The 19504-nt window shown below is 39.6% G+C and carries 12 protein-coding genes; 1 reads left to right on the top strand and 11 read right to left on the bottom strand.

Annotated features, from left to right (window positions below; genetic code table 11):
• Positions 1-11: 11 nt before the first annotated feature.
• The 9 genes from hypF to A9267_RS02480 form a co-directional block, all read right to left on the bottom strand.
• Positions 12-2540 (bottom strand): carbamoyltransferase HypF, encoded by a 2529-nt coding sequence (gene hypF / locus A9267_RS02520; protein WP_065108122.1) that lies wholly within the window; start codon positions 2538-2540, stop codon positions 12-14.
• 10 nt (positions 2541-2550) lie between these two features.
• Positions 2551-4536, bottom strand: a complete 1986-nt coding sequence (locus A9267_RS02515; RefSeq protein WP_065108121.1) for a hypothetical protein — start codon at positions 4534-4536, stop codon at positions 2551-2553.
• Entirely contained in the window at positions 4529-5083 is a 555-nt protein-coding gene (locus A9267_RS02510) for a HyaD/HybD family hydrogenase maturation endopeptidase (protein ID WP_065108120.1), read from the bottom strand. The genes A9267_RS02515 and A9267_RS02510 overlap by 8 nt, the downstream gene beginning before the upstream one ends.
• Before the next feature lie 3 nt (positions 5084-5086).
• The gene (cybH, locus tag A9267_RS02505) at positions 5087-5752 is read right to left on the bottom strand and encodes a Ni/Fe-hydrogenase, b-type cytochrome subunit (protein ID WP_065108119.1); all 666 of its coding nucleotides are present in this window, start codon (positions 5750-5752) and stop codon (positions 5087-5089) included.
• Between the two features lie 48 nt (positions 5753-5800).
• Positions 5801-7504: a nickel-dependent hydrogenase large subunit gene (hyaB, locus tag A9267_RS02500; RefSeq protein WP_065108118.1), complete on the bottom strand. Its 1704-nt coding sequence runs from the start codon at positions 7502-7504 to the stop codon at positions 5801-5803.
• Between the two features lie 3 nt (positions 7505-7507).
• Positions 7508-8644, bottom strand: coding sequence for a nickel-dependent hydrogenase small subunit (hyaA, locus tag A9267_RS02495; protein ID WP_065108117.1), 1137 nt, complete (start codon positions 8642-8644; stop codon positions 7508-7510).
• 455 nt (positions 8645-9099) lie between these two features.
• Positions 9100-11406, bottom strand: coding sequence for a tetratricopeptide repeat protein (locus A9267_RS02490; protein ID WP_065108116.1), 2307 nt, complete (start codon positions 11404-11406; stop codon positions 9100-9102).
• Between the two features lie 155 nt (positions 11407-11561).
• A complete protein-coding gene (locus A9267_RS02485) occupies positions 11562-13250 on the bottom strand; it encodes an alkaline phosphatase family protein (RefSeq protein ID WP_065108115.1) in 1689 nt (562 codons plus the stop codon).
• 115 nt (positions 13251-13365) lie between these two features.
• Complete coding sequence (locus tag A9267_RS02480; protein WP_065108114.1) at positions 13366-14181, bottom strand: hypothetical protein; 816 nt, start codon at positions 14179-14181, stop codon at positions 13366-13368.
• A gap of 293 nt (positions 14182-14474) precedes the next feature.
• Here A9267_RS02480 and A9267_RS02475 point away from each other — a divergent pair, with 293 nt between their 5' ends.
• Positions 14475-14723 (top strand): YdcH family protein, encoded by a 249-nt coding sequence (locus A9267_RS02475; protein WP_055023969.1) that lies wholly within the window; start codon positions 14475-14477, stop codon positions 14721-14723.
• Positions 14724-14819: 96 nt separating this feature from the next.
• Here A9267_RS02475 and A9267_RS02470 read toward each other — a convergent pair whose 3' ends face one another.
• Positions 14820-16082, bottom strand: a complete 1263-nt coding sequence (locus tag A9267_RS02470; RefSeq protein WP_065108113.1) for an alkaline phosphatase family protein — start codon at positions 16080-16082, stop codon at positions 14820-14822.
• A 218-nt stretch (positions 16083-16300) separates the two neighbouring features.
• On the bottom strand, positions 16301-19504 hold the full coding sequence (locus tag A9267_RS02465) for an efflux RND transporter permease subunit (RefSeq protein ID WP_065108112.1): 3204 nt from the start codon (positions 19502-19504) through the stop codon (positions 16301-16303).

The raw sequence follows: 19504 nt of genomic DNA, 5'->3' as shown, positions 1-19504 counted from the left end.
CTTATCATGACTTAATGCTGAGTTTGTGATCTATTAAGTTGCTGATACGCGTACCAAACTTGCCCAACTGAAATTCCCGAATCATTAATGGGTACTTTGTGACAAGGTAAAATACGTGTGTTTTTCATCGCATTTATTTCTGAGCGGTTGGCATAGGTTTTAAGGTTACTAACAAGGCTATTGTCATGGGACGTGAGCTTAATTCTTACGAGTTCATTCAAAAGTTTATTTTGAAAAACGCCGCCGCAGAGAACGACTTTAAGATGTGAAGACTGATTGGCTATGTCACACACCATGTCAGCGATACTATTGATAAATGCTAAGCAAAGGTGCGCTTGCTTATTATCTGACGAGGTTTCAGGTAATGCCTTAACTAGCTGCTGTATTAATAAAGCCGTGTTAAATACGGCCGGATTTTTATTTAGTACCTGATCTTTACTTGTATTTGCTTCCATACTCAAATGGGGAACAGGACAAGCGTCAGGCAGTGTCTGGTCTAAGGGCTGTAGTGTAAGCAGATCTAAAGCATTAACTCGATTTTGAGGGGATTGCAGCGATTTAATGGCTTCATTTGCATAAGTTTCAATTAACATGCCTGATTGAGCTTCAAAATCATTTTGTACAATTAAATCAAGTGCTACAGCGACGGCATCAAACAGTCGCCCCATAGAGCGACTATGGATACATGCCGTGTCATTACGCCACATGGTATGTAAATTGGTAATCGTGCTTTTGTCCATTTGTTGTATTGCATTAATGGGTAATGACATGACTTGTTCAATTGTCATACTCTCAAATAACAAAGCCAGTAAAATTCTTACTGGTTGCTTGATAGCTTGTTCACCGCCAATTAATTTAAACGAGTTAAGATGTGCTTTAAGTTCAAAGCCGTCAGTATCAGCAACCATACACTCGCTGCCCCAGAGCTGTTCATCATCTCCCAAACCTGTGCCGTCAAAACTAAATGCAATTACGTTATGCTGATAATTGTTAGCCGCTAAAACACTTAATACATGTGCATAGTGGTGCTGAACTTTAGCTAGGGGGAGTTGATGTAAATCAGCTTGTTTTGCAGCCCACTGGCTTGAAGAATAAGTCGGGTGTTTATCAGTAATAATCTGTTCAGGGTTAAATTGATAGAGTCGGTTGAATGTTGATAAGGTTTTAATGAAGTGCTGATCAGTTTCTAAATTAAATAAATCACCAATATAAGGGCTAACAAACGCGTTCTCATTAAAAGCGTAGCATTGGGTATTTTTTTGCTGTGCACCCACACCCAGTAGGGCATGGTTTAAAGAGTGAGGTAATGGAATACTCAACGGTGCGTAACCCCGAGCAAGCCTTATAACTTGTAACTCATCATTTATGACCTGCACGACACTGTCATCACACGCATTGACGATATCTCGGTTATGGTCGAGTATTCCATCAATTACATCGCCTAGTTGACTTATGATGTTTTGTGAGTCCGTGATGATTGGCATAGAAGACTTATTGGCACTGGTTGCAACAATAGGTTTTTTAAATAAATCTAACAGTAAGTAATGTAATGGTGTGTAGGGTAAAAATACCCCTAAAGTATCAATACCCGGTGCAATGTCGTCGCATATTATAGATGCAACATCATCACGTTTTTTTAATAATGTTATAGGCTTTTCAGCTGAGTTAAGGATTTGCCACTCTTTTAATGAACCCGAAACTATTTGTTTAGCTTGGTTAATATCAACAGCCATAACTGCAAAAGGTTTAGTTTTACGTTGTTTACGAAGGCGTAAAGTGTTCACTGCTTTGGCGTTTGTTGCATCACATATTAAATGAAATCCCCCTAAGCCTTTTATTGCGATAATTTTACCTTGGTTAAGATCGTTAACCACTGCTTGCAATACATGTTGACTGTTGTGAGATTGGGCATGGGCATTTGATGTGATTGTTTTATCTGAGTTGATTTGAGAGTAACGTATCTGCGGACCACAATTAGGACAACTCACAGGTTGAGCATGGTAACGCCGATTTAATGGGTCATGATAGGCATGTGCGCAATCATCACACATTTCAAACGTTGCCATTGAGGTATTTACGCGATCATACGGCAATTGTTTAACGATACTATAGCGTGGCCCGCAATTGGTGCAGTTGGTAAAAGGATACAAATAATGTCTGTTGTTAGGATCGCGCATTTCCAGTAAACAATCTCCACAAGTGCTTTTGTCTGCGGATATTGAAACGACTGCGACGTCCTCACTGTGACTGGTTTTTATTTCAAATTGGGTTAAATCGCGATCAATCGCTTCTTCTTTGATCATCAATTTATCAATTCTAGCCAGAGGAGGCGGGTTCACCTTTAATTGATGCACAACACGGTTAATATCGGTGTTTAACCCTTGTAAATGAATACAAACGCCTTGCTGATTATTCAATACTGAACCGACGAGGTTCAATTCAGTCGCTAACCGGTAAACAAAGGGCCTAAATCCAACCCCTTGAACAATTCCATTGATGTTAAGTCTGACTTGTTGACGGTAACCTTGGTGTATGGTCATAAAAGACTCCTTAGTAACGTCGACGTTTAGCGAGGAATAAACCACCCACTGCGAGGTTTGCACCGTCTAAATCAAGTAGTCGATTGACGACAATGGGATAATTTTTCCCTAAGCGCAAACACAGCCTATCTGCTAACACTGAGTACCTGAAATCACTTCCGGCTAAGACAACAGCATCAAGACCCATTTCCTGGTCTAGATGATCCATCCAGTTACTTAAATAGTCAGCTAAAGAGTCAAAAAAACCAAAGGCCACTATTGCAGGGTTGGCATCAGCAAGTATAAAACTCATTACTGATGAAAGCGTTTGCTGCCAGTTAATCGAACGTGTTTGTGATTCGGAAGTGTTTGCTCCGTTATATGCACATAACGGGAAGTCGATACGTGGGGCATTGTTTACATTGTATGATTGAGCTAATTGATGAAATTTAGCGGCTAACTGGGCGATGTGCTTGCAAGTTAGCGGTTGAGTCTCAGCAACAGTCGTTAAGTTACACGGCGTAATTGCCCGTATGTCCGCTTCAGATAATACAAACAAGGCCACTACTGCGATAAATCGCTCTAAGCTATTGCTAGTATTGTGTGAGCTAAAAGAAACAGATTTAATGATTTGGCATCGTTGACTATATTTTTGTTGAAACTTATCGCTAATTTGATGCTTGTTTTTATCTAGTTCAGTGAGAATGCTTGCGCCTGATTTAGCAATATCGGGCATCATTAAAAAGCAATCATGCTTTGCTGATGTATCTTGAGTGATCACACAACTAGGGTGTTGATTGGATAAGTAGATACAGACTGTACTCGTTGCTGTTTGTTTGTTTATATGACGTTTATTAGCTTTATACTGAGATGCAGAGAAAGAATTCGCTAGTATTCCTGCATGTAAAGCACTGCTCGCGGCCTCAAACCCGGGAAATACCTTTGCTATCGGAGTAACAATATCTGGAATTTTTACATGTGGACTGCTTGTTATACCGCTAGGTAATAGCGTTGATTTACAAGTAATCATCTCTTTTAGATATGTAGCCTGATATTGACCATAAGTATGAATATCATGTCTTGGCATAGGTGCAGGGATGTTAACCTCTGCAACATTAGTTTTGTTTGCGACCCAGGCAAGGTTTACCCAGCTTAATGCGAGGTCATCTTGTTGTTTATCAATATAAAGCCAATCAATGCCTTGTTGTTGTAAGTGTGTTGATAGTTGCAATAGTAGCCGTGAATCTGCAAAACACACTTGATAATAGGTTTCACTTAATCTCGATTCAGACTCTGAAGGCTGCTTGTTAGCAAGTAATGTTATTGATGGTTTTTCAAGGCTTGATAAAGCATGGACTTGATGTGGCGCAATATGGAAATAACGACTGATACGCTCAGGGTTTGTCACTAAGATATGTGGACAAATTTGTTGATGCCACGCTTTTTTGTCAAGCTGCTGGGCTGCTAAAGGAAGTAAAGATAACCTGATGCCATTGGCTTTATCTATACCGCTTGCTTTCAGATCAGAAGTTAACTCAACCGTGTCGCCCTTAATCAGTTTTGTCGCAAGTTGAGCAATATCATGATGACTATAACCTATCTCATAAGGTTTAAGATTATTTTCACCATGGCATTGTTGGCAAGCGAATGAGATATCAGCTGGAATTGTATGGTCTGCTATGGGCTTACTGCAAGCATGACAAAAATATTGATTGAGCTTTGAATGTAGGATTTGCTCCTGTGAGCCGATTCTTTCTGTAATACGAATAACTTCGGCTCGTTCAAGCCAAACTGAATATAAAAAACGCTCGGCTATCTCGTCTGCAATTACAGTTAGCTGATTTTCTTCAGCTTCAACTTCAATACAATATTGGTGCAACACATCAAATTGTTGCTCCCGATGCAGCTGGTGGATTGTAGTGAAAAAATACCGATTATCATTGATGTACTGATTACACAACTTTGCGTACAGCGCGATTGGTTGATGGCAAAAAAAGTTAAACCTGATTTTAGGCATACATGTTTGCTCCACGCTTATAAGAATCAGGGATTAATGAATTGATGTCGACCTCTGCAATACATTTTGAGCTAAAGCCCTGAAGACTGAGATGCTTAAGTAAGGCTTGTTCCATCACTGGCACTGCGGCCTGTATTTGAGAGGTTAAACCTAATGTCATTGGTTCAATCACAGTTGGTGTTACACCAATAACATGGGTATTTGGGCGGTCGCCCACCATTTCCATCATGATTAAGGTTTGCAGCATTTCAACTTCATGAGCACTACCTTGCCAATCAATTTCTGGTGGAGCTTGATCAAAGTTAAACGAGTAAACTTCGCCTGGTTGAACCCCAGGACTGTTGACGGTATCGACGACAATCAAATTATCATAACGGCATAATATTGGAATTAACCCTTGGGCTAGGGTACCGCCATCTAATAAATCGAGTGTGATATTAGGATGATAAAATTGATATTTCTCTTGGATATAATTAACGAAATGTACGCCGATACCTTCATCGGCGTACAATACGTTACCTATTCCTATAAGTAAGGTAGAGGTCAAGGCTTAATGATCCTTATGGTAGTCATAACCTGACACGATAGAGTCCACAGCGTTATGTTTGAAGCGAATACCAGACCACACAGCCATATAGACATGAATGACCACAAAGACGATAAATACCCAAGTCAGAATGTGATGCCATATTCTGACTTGTGCTAAACCACCCATTATTGCAGTGAACCATGCAGACACATCCCACAGTAAGCCACCTAAACCTTCATGATAAACGTTGGCGTAAAGTACCAAGCCAGTAATGCACATAAATAACGCTACCAGTGAAATGGCAACATAAGTGACAAACTGCAGTGGCCCGTAAACACCCGCTTTATCAAGGTGTCCCATCCAAATGTAGGATTTAATTTGAACAATCCAGCTTTTAACACTGAGTACATCTTTTATAGAACGTCTTTCGATACTGCTTTTTCCAAAAAAGAACAAATAAAAACGAATAAGCGTGACACTAGTTAATACAAAGCCAAAAACAATGTGAGCAAACCTGATCCAGCCTTGTACCAATACATCAGATGACTCTGGTGCCACTAAAAAAGGCCAAGAAATGTAAAAGCCTGTCACAACTAACACAACAATGGCTAATGCTCTAAGCCAATGAAATATCCTTATTGCTGGTGAAAATATGAGTTCTCTGTGATGCGTAGCAACCTGAGTCATAATTCAATCCTCTTCGACAGTCGTCTCGTTATAGTCCATTAGAGTCCATTAGAGTCCATTAGGGTCGATACGAAACTCGCCTAAACTGGTACCTTTAAAGTCCATCACATGTACAGCACATGCCATGCAAGGATCAAACGAGTGGATGATACGAATCACTTCTAAAGGTTTACTAGGATCTTCAAGTTCAAGCCCAATTAAAGACGCTTCATAGGGGCCTACTTTACCATTTACATCTACGGGGCCCGCATTCCAAGTCGTTGGTACAATCGCCTGATAGTTTTCAATTTTTCCGCCTTTAATGCGGATCCAATGACTTAGCATTCCTCTAGGGGCTTCAATCATTGCGTGACCAACATAATCCTTAGAAGAATCTATTTCTGGTGTAACAAAGGTGCTTTCGTCTGATTGCATATTGACTAGCATCGCATCAAAGGTTTTTAATCCTTCTTCAGCAACAATTACGGTTTGAAGCATGCGAGCCGCTGTGCGTCCTAATGTGGTAAATAAAGCTTCAATAGGTAATCCAGTTGCTTCAAGTAAACCATTAACTGAATTAACAACGACCTTATTACCACGGGCATAACTCACAAGTAATGATGCGAGCGGCCCAACCTCAACGGGTTCATCTTTGTATCGTGGTGATTTAACCCAAGAGTATTTACCATCACCATCGACCGTTGGTAATTTGCCGTAAACCGTGTCTCGTTCAACAAAACCGGTATAGTTAGGGACAGTAGTGCCTTCGTATGGATGTTGCGCATTATCTGCTTCATACCAAGCATGAGTCACATCTTCTTTAATTGAATCAGGATCGATATCAGTTACACCTGCTAAATCACCATTCATAATGACGCCTTGGTCAAACATGTATTGACCATCAGCTAATACAAAATCATTGGTGGCCATAAAGTTTTTGACATTAACGCCGCCTAACACACTCGGTTCTGAACCAAATGCTGCCGCTGCCATGACGATATCGGCTTTATAAGCACGTAATATAAAATCCTGTACGATTGCGTGTTTTTGTTTCCATTCTTGTAAGCGAGCAGGGCTTAACATATCTCGAACAGATGTCACTCCACCAACTACTAATGATTGCGGGTGAGGGGATTTACCCCCGAATATCGCCAGCATTTCAGCTGCTACTCGTTGTACTTCTAATGCTTTGAGATAGTGAGATAGGGCTATTAGATTTTGCTCTGGCGTAAATTTATAGGTTCTATTCCCCCAGTAAGCATTTGCAAACGGACCTAGTTTACCGGTATCAACTAAGCCTTTAACACGCTCTTGAGCGGCACGTAAGTCACCTTCACCAGCAGCAATGGGATTTGCTGTATATTTTAATGCCTCTTGTGCAGCGAGCGCGGGATCAGCTGATAATGCAGAAACCACATCAACCCAATCCAAACCGTGTAAATGATAAAAGTGAACAATGTGATCATGCATATAGAGCGAGGTTTGCATTAATGAGCGTAAATACTTTGCATTCAGTGGTATTTTAACGCCAAGCGCATTTTCAACAGCCTCGGTTCCGCAACGGTAGTGAGAATAGGTACACACACCACAGATCCGTTGCACAATCAGGCCAACATCCATTGGCGTTCTGCCTTTTAAAATGACTTCTATGCCACGCCATAAAGTTGAAGATGACCATGCTTTTTGAATGACATTATTTTCATCAACTTCGACTTCAACACGAAGGTGACCTTCAATACGAGTAATAGGATCGATTACGACACGTTTGTTCATGAGTTATTCCTCTAAAGGCTTGGCAAAAAGGCTAGCGACGGCATGTGCACCGATTCCTACAACGGTTGCGCCTAAAATAACTGCGCCGATAGTGTCTGCTGTTGCATCAACTCCGTGAAGTAATTGCCTCCCGAGTGGTTTTTCAAAATCAGCCATGTCATCCCAGAAGTTCGGTTCTGAGCAGCCAATACAGCCGTGCCCTGCAAGCACTGGCCAACTGGTGTGGTGGTTAAATCGTTCTGTTGGGCAATTGTTGTAGGTGTATGGGCCTTTACAGCCGACTTTATACAAGCAATAGCCATCTTTTGCACCTTCGTCACCAAAGGTTTCAACAAACTCACCGGCATCAAAGCGACCACGTCTTTCACAATTGTCGTGAACGCGTGCGCCATATGCCCACTTAGGACGGTTAAACATATCTAAAGCGGGAAGTTTGCCAAACATAATGAAATACATCAGAGTGCCGACGATGTTTTTTTCACTTGGTGGGCAGCCTCCTAAGTTAATAACAGGTTTGTTAATGACATCTTGTACCCCTTTAGCACCCGTTGGATTTGGCGCTGCTGCTTGAACACCACCAAAGGCAGCACAAGTGCCAACTGAAATAATTGCAGCAGCACCTTCAGCTGCTTCTTTAACGATATGAAGCCCTGTATGTCCTTTACAGCCAACGGTTAAATAGGCGCCATTATTTGCGGTCGGAATAGCCCCTTCAACTGCGAGTAAATAGTTACCTTTATAAGCTTCCAGTGCATGTTCTAAATTTTCTTCAGCTTGCCAGCCTGATGCCGCCATAAGGGTTTCATGATATTCAAGGGAGATATGATCAAATATTAAACTGTCTAAGTTGGGTGTATCAGTTCGTATAAGTGATTCTGAACAACCAGTGCACTCAGCCATATGTAGCCATATAAGTGGCACACGATCGGCCAGTTCAGCAGCTTCAGAAACTAAAGTCGTAAAAGGCAAGGGCAGTGCTAATAAAGCCGTTACTGACGCACTCCWAGTCATAAATTCACGACGAGTGATGCCATTTTCCTTTAATTTTTCTTCTAGGGTAACGGTTTGGCGAGGTGCAATTTCACGAAGCTGTGCCAATCGTGTCTTGCTGCGGTTATAGAGAGCTGAGTGTGTATCCATGAATCAACCTTATTCCGTGGTGAAGGATCAAACTATATGGACACAATATAAAGAGGCTTGAACTGAGGCATATTGATATAAATCAACTTTAAAACACTTGATTGATTTAATTGGCGAACAATGAGGTTTGATTTGATTTTAATCAATTGAAGCTAATTTAGACAGCTGGGGTTTAAGTATAAAATTGCAGAATAAACCCCTTTTTCCTAGTAAAAACAGAGTAAGTTGCAATAAATATAATTGCGTTTCTATTTATTGAAAATGCAATTTTTGGATATCTGCTTTAGAAGGGGGGATTTGGAGTTTTAGAGGTTGTTCTTAATTCGATATAAATATAATTAACTTTTTCAGATAAAAAGCGCTCACTCAGACTAGTGACTCAAGATTACAGAGTTTATTGTAACCTTGAGTGCACTGTAAGGCGCGTACGTTAATCTAATAATAGTCATTCATGCTTAACGTCTAGTTAATTGCTTAATTACCTGTGGAGGAACAATTTTTGACAGTCGATTAATACAAGCATTCGTTGTTGGGTCACGATGTTTTATTTTAAACTCGCATAACGCATACAAATGTTGTGGGTTATTACCCACTTTATAAGCTTGTTCGATTGAGTTCATTGCTTTTTTTATATCTATTTTCTCTTGCGCGAGTCCTAATACATACCAGTATTGAGGATTTCTTGGTTCTACTTTCGTTGCTTGTTCGAAGTAGTCAATTGCTTCTGCAAGTTGCTGTTGTCGATATAAATTAAGTCCTGCGCTATACCTTAGTAACCCCGCTTTAGGTTGATTAGTTATTCCTTGTTTTAAAATAGCTAAGGACTTGTCATCATCACCGGTTTGTCGATATAAATCAGCTAAATTGGCATAACTTGTGGCAAAGATAGGTTCAATTTCAATTGCTTTTAAATAGCTCTTCTCTGCTTGTTGTATTTTTCCTTGGGCTAAATATACGTTAGCTGTATTCATCAAACCAAAACCTCGATCTGCATTAAAGGATTGAATTGCTAGATACTCATCCAAAGCGGGGCGAAGTTTTTCTTGTTGGGTATGAGTCATACTTGCCCAGTCATTAATGAGAGAACTTGCCGTTTCTGTTCTTACTGCAAGTACAGGGTCATCAAGTAAAGGACTTATGATTTGCCAACGGTCAGAAAATGGATATGAGGTCACACCAGCAATAGCGCCCAGCTTGATTTGTGGATCTTCATGTTTTACACCGCGCATTATTGCAACTAGTGCATTTTGTCCAGGGTAATCACTTAATCTACTTAATGCTGATGCTCTTATGATATCTGGGTTAGCATTATTTTGAGCAATATACGATAAGCTATCTCCGCTCGTCGGTACGCCTACAGCAGCTTGAGCAAACACTGTAGCAAAAGAGTCAGTTTGTCGATAATTTGATTGTGGGTAACGCTGCTTAATTGCATTATCAGCCCATTGGTTGTCTTTATCGGTATGACAAGATGTGCAAACGTTAGGAGTGCCGATTTTTAAACTGATATCTGGTCTAGGAACCTTAAAACTATGATCGGCTCGAGGGTCAACGTCCATATACGTCGTTTTAGGCATATGACAGGTCACACACTGCGCTGCGTCTGTGCCTGATTTATGTTGGCTATGAGTGTCAGCGGTATATTCACTAGGTAAGTGGCATTTAAAACAAATCGACTCGATTGGCGCATTAAGTTTATTACTATGAGGGTTATGGCAATCACTGCAGACGACCCCAGCTTGATGCATTTTGGATTGTTTAAATGAACCTAAAACAAACACTTCATCATAGATTTGGCCATCTGGATAATACAGATCTGAAGTGACAGCATTCAAAATGTATTTATCATAAAAGTTGCCTTTAATGTGATCATTTTGGTCACTTATTTGCGCTCTACGGCTATGACATTGACCACAAGTGGCTAATTGATCAGATCCCTGAACTTCAGTTGGGGTTAATATTTTCTGACCTTTTTTATAGACCCACTTTCCTACTTTCGGCGATAAAGTACGCTCAAACCCGAAAGTCGCATCATTTATTTTCGTATTACTATCATCTTGGTGTGTCGCTTGGCTATTGCCTTTGATTTTAGCTTTTACATTTGAGGTGTTGGGTTGTTGGTTAGCCCAATACAAGTGGTCGCTGGCGGGGCCATGGCAAGCCTCGCAACCGACATTAATCTCGGACCAAGAGGTATTGTATTGATTTTTTTCAGCATCATAATTTTTGCTGATGTTTGTAGAATGACAATCAGCGCACATGTAATTCCAGTTCTGGCCATTATTAGTCCAGAAGAATTCATCATAGGGTTCCATATCAGGGTAAAGGTGAAACCATCTTTGCCCACCTTGGTCTTGATCTCGGGCATCCCATGCTAATGGAATAAGTTGTAGCCGACCATCAGGGAACTCAACCATATATTGTTGTAATGGATGGTAGCCAAACGTGTAGCTTATTTGATAATCATTAAACTTGCCGTTAGGCCCTTTTGTATTCACCCAGTATTGGTCATCAATTTTAAATAATCGATATACTTCACCTTTGACTGTGAGAGAGGTATTGTCGAAATTTCCTAATACCGATTCGGCATTTGCATGACGCATTGACATATCATGATGTGAACCTTGCCAGTCTTTATATTCAGTTTGATGGCAATCTATACATTGATCTGTCCCGACGAACTCAGCGGCTTGTGTTATTGAGTGGTAACAATAAGAAGTAATAAGAATGCTGGCAAACAAAACTAGCTGATTGAATTTCATATTAAAACTGCTATTTATCAAAAGGACTTTTATAGTAAAGCCAATTTTACAATTTACCAACACTAACTGATGTCTAATTGAAAAAGCCAAACATAAGTTTGGCTTTTTGTTTGCAATAGATATAACCACGAAACGTCGATATTTTGTAAAAGTGATTAATCTTTAAATTGTTTAATCACTTCTTTTAATGGAAACCCAGCAGCACTCGATGGCGCATTAATACCAAGAATGGCACTTAAGGTAGTGGCCACATCAACGGTGGCGACAGGCCGTTCAATCTGTTGCCCATCGAGTTTTAATCCAGCAAAGATTATTGGAACATGAGTGTCGTAACGCCATGGGGAACCATGTACAGATGCGACATTGAGGCCATCGAAATCTGCTACGAATACATTTGGCTCAAATACGATGTAGATATCACCTGAGCGGCTGKGGTAAAAACTATTAATGACCTTTTGAGTTATCTCATCTTTAGGTACTGCACCTTCTAGTAAATGATGATAACTGTAGGCACGATGTATGCCTGCAACATTATTTAGAACGTCAGCGACTACAGACGTTGCATCTTTCAATTTAATTCCACTTTTTTTGAGGGCATCGTGATCTAAATTGACATAAGGTTGCCAAGCATTGGCAAACAAATTACCGCTAATCTTCAAGTCTTTTTTTAGTTTAACGATATCTTGTTGTTTTTCTAGAGAGGCTAAATCAAAATGAGTGGCTTTGGTGCCAAATTGGGTTAAATAGCCCGGTGCTTCAGGTGCGCCATGATCTGCTGATAATACAATTAAGGTATTATCTAAACCTACTTTGTCATCGACATAAGAAAATAAACTGGCTAGCGTTCTATCAAGACGAAGTAAATTATCTTCTGCTTCTAAACTAGATGGCCCAAAAATATGGCCAACATAATCCGTAGATGAAAAACTAACAGATAAATAATCAGTGACTTTGTTTTGACCTAATTGATTATGTTCTATGACTGATTTAGCAAAATTGGCCGTCATTTCGTCACCGACTGGGCTGACAGTTAAAAACGTACTGAAATACGGATTGTCTCGCTTTCCAAATTGATGTGGGAATGTAATACCGTAACCTGGTAATTTAGTTTTCCAGTCATGAGCCGCATTATCACCAAACAAATATTCAGTTGATTCTTTAGATAATGTCCAAGACGTATTTGCATATTTTGCAATATCATTTTGTTTATTGAATTCGTTAACCCATTGTGGATATTGATCAAAATAATATTGACTACTGACAAACTCACCCGCTGATTTAGAGAACCAAAAAGCTTTTCCTGTGTGACCTGCAAGTGTAATTGCACCTCTGTCTTTTACTGACACTGCAAATATTTTGGATTTACCATTGTTACTGGCAGTGAGCTCATCACTAAAGGTGGTCGCTAAGATATTTTTAGGTGAGCGGCCTTCAACTTTACTGGCTTTTTGCGTGGGGTCTATTTCATTTTCAGCATCAACAGCGGCATTGGCACTGATCAAAGGGTGAGTTTTATCTTGAACGTTATAGATGGGCTGCTGTAATTGTTTATCAAACCATAAATTACTCACCATACCATGACTCGAAGGATGTGCGCCTGTCGCCAAAGTGGTGTGGCCAACAACTGTTTCTGTAATGGCATGTTGGTGATGGGCTTCGGTATAATACACGCCTTCATCAATAAGGTAGTTGAATCCTTCATCGGTAAAGTGATGCTGATAGCGGTTGAGTAAATCAGCGCGTAATTGGTCAACAGTGATCTGTAAGATTAATTTAGGCTCTTTAGCATCAACCTGATTTACAAGACAAACTGATAAAGCGGCAACGATTGGCATCCATTTCATTTGATATCCTTTTCAACATAGTGGTCGAAGTGTGTACTCAATATTGATACGTACTTAGATATGTTTAACAGAGATCCTTAAAATGATAAATAAGACAATGGTGTTGTAACGCTGTTTATTTCAATAATGCTTGCTGACAGAGTGCTAACGATAAGCGAATTGAGTCAAGATATTGTGATGCGTGATTATCAGACAAATACCATATGCCTGCGTTTTTTTCAGGTTGTTGGTTAAAGAAAAGGGGTTCTACGTCTAATAAGTTAGATTGTGTAGAACATGCTAACCAGTGTGATAACGGTAAATTCGCTAGTTTCTCTAGCGCTATAACACCTTCAGGTGTGCTTGATTGTAAGTTCGCAATTTTAGCTAGTAGGCTAAAAGGAGAGTCGTTAAAGCTTTGCTCTGATGTGACGTCTACTGCACGATAGAGGGTTTTATCGTTATCTGATGATAACAATAAAGCAGGCCAATTAATCTGTGATCTTGGTGACTCTTTAATTTGGCTTAGTGCGATTCTTCTTTCTCCAAGCCAGTTATGAACAACGCAAGGCAGGTGCTCGTTTTTTGCCATGGTATTATTACGGGCTAAATTAGGCAATAACGACATTCTTGTTAATGAAAGGGGAATCGTTAAACGACTAAATAAGATAAAACATGCCAGTCCAGAGGAAGGCCAGCAATTCAATCTGCTTTGAAGTTCATGAGCAATAGCAGAGAGTTGAGTGCTTAACCATTTATTATGGTGGCCGGTAACGACAAAATCTTCTGTTGAACCTGCAAAAGGGCCATTACAAATATTAATGATATGCTCTCCTTCAGCAACAGTTCCATTAAAAATTATCGAGTAGCCTTTTTTAGATGCTTGCCAATCTCCGTTGGCATTGCCAATAATTGTCACTTGGCCAAAATGTGGCGACTCAAATAATTGCATGTTAGAACCATAACGACGGATGAGAAAAAGAGAAATATTTACCAGTAAGCTTAACAGTAATCCAGAAATAGCGCTAAAAATTGCCTTGCAAACGCCTGCTTTATAGGCAAAAAATATGTTCTTTTGAATTACTGTATTTAATTAAAAACACTTTCTTGTAAACCTTAGCGTCAAAAGTGGCATTATTTGATTGAATTTTAAACTGTGTGATCTACATTCTAAATACATTAGATTTATTCTTGTAAATTTATAAAGAACGAACATGGTTTATTTAATAATCAAATGAGGCTTTTATGTTAGGTGAAAATCACTCTCTTAGAAATGAATTTCCAGATCATTTAGACACAATCACTGCACTAAACAGTAGTGATGCGAACTTTGCTGAGATTTTAAAGCGTTATGATGAACTCGATAAACAAATACGTGATTTAGAGCTCAAAGACTCGCCAATTGCCGATGATGCAATCCATGATTTAAAACAACAACGCGTTGAAATGAAAGATGCGCTTTATCATAAAATAATGGAATCTGAAGCTAAGTAACTATCGCTATATTGTCTACTCCTTGGTTGTTATAAAAGCCTGTTGATGACAACAGGCTTTTTTATCACCAAATAGGGGATCCGTTAAGTCATAGCGTTACGGTTTGCGCAGCAAAGGCGACAAAAAACGTAGCTCACCATCAATATCATCGGGTATCGTTAGCCCTAAAATATTGGCAATCAAAGGGTAGAGATGAATATTATCTGCTTGATCAATTGTTGCCTGATTAAATGCAGGCCCTTTGGCGTATAAAACCGTATTCATATCGTGAATAGTTTGTGGATCATAGCCATGCTTTCCAATCACACCAGGTTTTGCATCTGTGGAAGTAATATAGTGATTGTTACTAATAATAACGGCATCACCAATTGAAGGGTTTCCACTAAAATGGAGGCGTTCTGGCATTTCAGCTTGTAARTAAAACGCTAAACCGTCTACCTCTTCCACAAGCGCTTTCAGCCTAGCTAAATCTTGCTTTTTATTTTCACCTATGGCTGTGACTAATGAGAAGGCAGCATCATTATTAAAGATAAACTTATCCTTTAAATCAGCGACTTTACCCACTAATTTATCTGTGTAAATTCTATCAAATTCATCTACTTTAGCCATGCCGTGATCTGAAGTGATGATGACATTGATATCAATCGGTAAGTCATTTATTTGTTTAAGTAAACTCGCAATAAGTTTATCAATGTATTGCACTGCGTTGTATGTCTGTGTTGACTCTGGGCCGTGATGATGGCCTGCGCTATCAACATCCGAAAAATATAAGGTAACGAATTGTGGTCTTTCGCTTTCTGGTAATGAAAACCACTCAACGACTTGTTGAATGCGTTGCTCATTTGGGGTTCGGCCATCATATTTAAGCCAGTAATTAGGTCTAAAGCCAGCAATTTTAGCTTCAGACCCTGGCCAGAAATAAGTGGCAGATTTTAATCCTTGTTGACGCGCCAAAGACCATAAAGGCACACCTTGATAGAACTGGCCATCGGTGACTGCTTCATGAATATTCATTGCATAATCACGTTTTAATACTGGATTATAAAAACGATTCGACACAATACCGTGATTTGCCGGATACAGACCGGTCACTAAAGTTAAGTGATTAGGAAAAGTTACTGTAGGAAAAGCCGGAGTGAATAACTCAACCGTTGCGGCATCCTTAGCAAATTGATTAAGTGCTTGAGGGTTATGTAGCTGATTGTAATCGTATCGATAACCGTCAATAGAGATTAATAGAACATTTTGCTGTTTAGCTGCTTTTTGACTGTCTGCGTTAACATTGGCGGAAAGTAATACGCACCAGGTTAAAAGTACGACTATGAACAACCTATTTTTGAAGGGAACACTTGCTTGCATTGTGATAATTTTCCTTTGAAAGAACTGAAGCACTGTTGAGATTAAATTTTCGTTTTCATTAACACTAATAATGCTTTACGCGAGTTAATATAGCCTAGTTATATGACAAATCGACAAAGACTGGCTTAAAAGTAATAAAAAAAGCGAAACCTAAGTTTCGCTTTTTTAATCGTTAGCCGTTAATTCTTTGTATGGCCAATTCAGAAGTTAATCCCTTGCTAGCTTGAACTATTCGTTAACGAATTAAGCTCTGCTAATGCTTGTTCCTTTGTTTGTGGTACGTAAAGATGATAAATCTTACGTGCAATACGTCGCATATCTTCTATCGCAATATACAAACATGGGATTAAACATAAGGTAACCACAGTCGCAAATAACACGCCAAACGCTAATGAAACAGCCATGGGAATAACCATCTGAGCTTGCATGCTTGTTTCCGTCATAATAGGTACAAGCCCAATAAATGTGGTTAATGACGTTAACATTATCGCTCTAAAACGGCGACAACCTGCATTAATAACAGCTTCATTCAGCCTAATGCCTTGTTTACGGGAATTATTGACATAATCGACCATAACGAGGGAGTCATTGACTACAACACCTGCAGCGGCGATGATCCCGAATACCGATAGGGCACTTAAATCAATGCCTAATATGATATGTCCTAACATAGAGCCAATCACACCAAACGGGATCACTGACATGATCATAAAAGGTTGCACATAGGATTTAAGCGGAATCGCTAACAAACTATATATCACTAGCATTGAAATAATAAAATCACGCATTTGCGTATCAGCACTATCAAGCTGCTCTTGAATACTGCCTGAGACTTCACTTTTTACACGAGGATATTTGGCTAACAATTCTGGCATAAAGTTATCGCGGATATCTTTAGCCAGTTTGAAAGGCTCTGCTTGCTCTGCATCAACTGAAGCCCATACATTGATGGTGCGATTACCATTTTCACGACGAATACTACTCACACCTTGTACGACAGTAATGTTAGCCACTTCAGATAAAGGCAGTTCTGCGCCTTGTGGAGTTTTGATTAAAACATCTTGAACCAAGGCGATAGAATTACGTTGTTCCTCAGGGTAACGAAGCATCACTTTAATTTCTTCACCGTTGCGAATAATACGTTGTGCCTCAAGACCATAAAAACTGTTACCAACTTGCGATGCAATGTTGGCTAAGGTAAGACCTAAACTATGGGCTAACGGCTTTAAATCAAATTGAACTTCTTTGGCTGAAGATTGGCGGCTGTCATTGACGTCACTGACACCTTTTAAGGTGTTTAGTTTGTCTTTTAATGCTTGAGAAGCAGCTAACAGTTGTTGTTCATCATTTCCTTCCAACCTAAAGCTAATATCACCGTCATCACGTCCACCGCCAAATAAACTATCTTGAACAGTGAACGATTTGACTCCTGGGATTTTAGGCATTGCTTGGCGCCACATTTCTGCGACTTCAAATGTATTGATAGGTCGTAAAGATGGATCAACAAGCTTAGTTCTTACTTCCGCCCGAGTACGACCTTGTAATTCAACTTGTAGCTCTGCAATCATGCCTTGACCATATTGATCCTCTAGTTGCTTTTCAACGGTACGTAAGGCTTTTTCGATTGAGTGAGCTGCATCTAATGTTGCTGTTTCCGCAGCATCGACATTCATTTCCAAGCTGATGCGAGGGAAATCATGTGGGATTTTAGGTTGGCCAATAAACCTAACTAATCCACTGATATATAATGATGCGCATATAACAATTAACATCAAAAAGGTTGCAATAACCGCATAACGGTATTTAACCGCAACAGTAAGGCTTGGTTTATAAACGTTTTTTATGAACCAAGTCAGATTAGTTTCGATTTTCTTCTGAATGAAATTGACCCCATTTCGCAGCCAATCCAACGGATTCTTTGAACCTGGTTGAACAACTTTGGGTTTGTTCATATGGGCTAAGTGAGAAGGTAAAATCAGCTTTGACTCAACTAAAGAAAATAATAGACACAATATGACGACATAGCCGATTGCTTGGCCAAAGGCGGATGAAGGTCCGTCATCTAAAGTAATAGGTAAAAACGCGGCAATGGTGGTCAGTACGCCGAATGTCGCAGGCATAGCAACTCGTTTAACCCCTTTAATAACACTATCTATGTTTTGGCCATTTTCTTCACATTCTGTGTGAGCACTTTCGCCCATGACGATGGCATCATCTACCACGATACCGAGGACGAGAATAAATGCGAATAAACTAATGACGTTGATTGTCACGTCAATAAATCCCATTGGCATAAATAATAGGGTACCAAGGAAACAAACAGGTAGTCCCATCATTACCCAAAAAGCGAGCCTGACACGTAAAAATAGCGCTAACATGAAAAACACAAGAACAGCACCTGTTTTCATACTGTCTAGCATCAAATCTAACCGACCATCTAGGTAATAGGTCATATCTACCCAGGGCTCTAATGTTACACCTTCTGGTAACAGCGCTTGTTTCTTTGCAATGTATTCCTTCATTGTGTCAGCAACATCGGTGATGCTTTGATTTTTTGCTGCTCCGACAAAAAATGTGACGGCATTTTGTCCATTAAATTTTGAGTATTGAATACCTTCTTCAAATCCATCATTAACCGTGGCAACATCGCCTAATAAAAGGTTAGTACCATCATCTAAGGTTAACAGTGGCAAATCTTCAAATTCATAACCAACATAAGCTTGGTTTTCAACACGTAAGTTAATATAGCCGTTTTCAGCTTTGATTTGTCCAGCAGACATATTACGTGAGTAGCCACGCACAGCTTCTGCAACATCATTAAAGTTAAGACCAAATTCACGCAAACGGTCTTTACTTACCTCGACACTGATTTCGTAATTTAAACCACCATAAAACTCCGAAATATTTACATTCGGTAATTGCATGATCTCTTTATGGATTTTTTCGCCTAAATCTTTTAGTTGTCGCTGAGATAGATCGCCATACAAACTTAAATACATGACTTCTTGACGAATTTTAATTCGCTCAACTTTTGGAAATTCCATCCCCGCAGGAAAGGTTGATACAGAACCAATTTCAGATTTTACTTCATCTAAAACAATCTGTGGATCATAAGAGTCTTCAATCCTGAAATAGCCGTTTGCTTGGTTGCGGTTAGAGTAGGTGATGACACGTTGTAAACCTTGAACGGTTTCAAGTGCTTGTTCAATTTTTACTGTTATACCTTCTTCAACTTCTTGCGGTGCTGCGCCAGGGTAAACTGCACTAAATTCAATCCAGTTAATTTCAACGGCAGGGAAGAACTGCTTACGAATCGTATTAGCAGTCAGTAAACCACCAAGTAATATAATGATCATCAGTAAGTTTGCAGCAACACTGTTACGAGCAAACCAAGCAATTAAGCCTTTATTTGTATCTTCCAT

It is taken from the genome of Shewanella sp. UCD-FRSSP16_17, assembly GCF_001675935.1.
GTDB classification, from domain to species: domain Bacteria; phylum Pseudomonadota; class Gammaproteobacteria; order Enterobacterales; family Shewanellaceae; genus Shewanella; species Shewanella japonica.
Note: the sequence above shows the minus strand (reverse complement) of the source record. Positions and strands in the feature narration are given on the sequence as shown.

What these genes read in the sequence shown, in the direction of transcription:
- hypF (WP_065108122.1), bottom strand. Translation starts at nt 2,540, where the DNA reads ATGACCATACACCAAGGTTACCGTCAACAAGTCAGACTTAACATCAAT.
- A9267_RS02515 (WP_065108121.1), bottom strand. Translation starts at nt 4,536, where the DNA reads ATGCCTAAAATCAGGTTTAACTTTTTTTGCCATCAACCAATCGCGCTG.
- cybH (WP_065108119.1), bottom strand. Translation starts at nt 5,752, where the DNA reads ATGACTCAGGTTGCTACGCATCACAGAGAACTCATATTTTCACCAGCA.
- hyaB (WP_065108118.1), bottom strand. Translation starts at nt 7,504, where the DNA reads ATGAACAAACGTGTCGTAATCGATCCTATTACTCGTATTGAAGGTCAC.
- A9267_RS02490 (WP_065108116.1), bottom strand. Translation starts at nt 11,406, where the DNA reads ATGAAATTCAATCAGCTAGTTTTGTTTGCCAGCATTCTTATTACTTCT.
- A9267_RS02480 (WP_065108114.1), bottom strand. Translation starts at nt 14,181, where the DNA reads ATGCAATTATTTGAGTCGCCACATTTTGGCCAAGTGACAATTATTGGC.
- A9267_RS02475 (WP_055023969.1), top strand. Translation starts at nt 14,475, where the DNA reads ATGTTAGGTGAAAATCACTCTCTTAGAAATGAATTTCCAGATCATTTA.
- A9267_RS02465 (WP_065108112.1), bottom strand. Translation starts at nt 19,504, where the DNA reads ATGGAAGATACAAATAAAGGCTTAATTGCTTGGTTTGCTCGTAACAGT.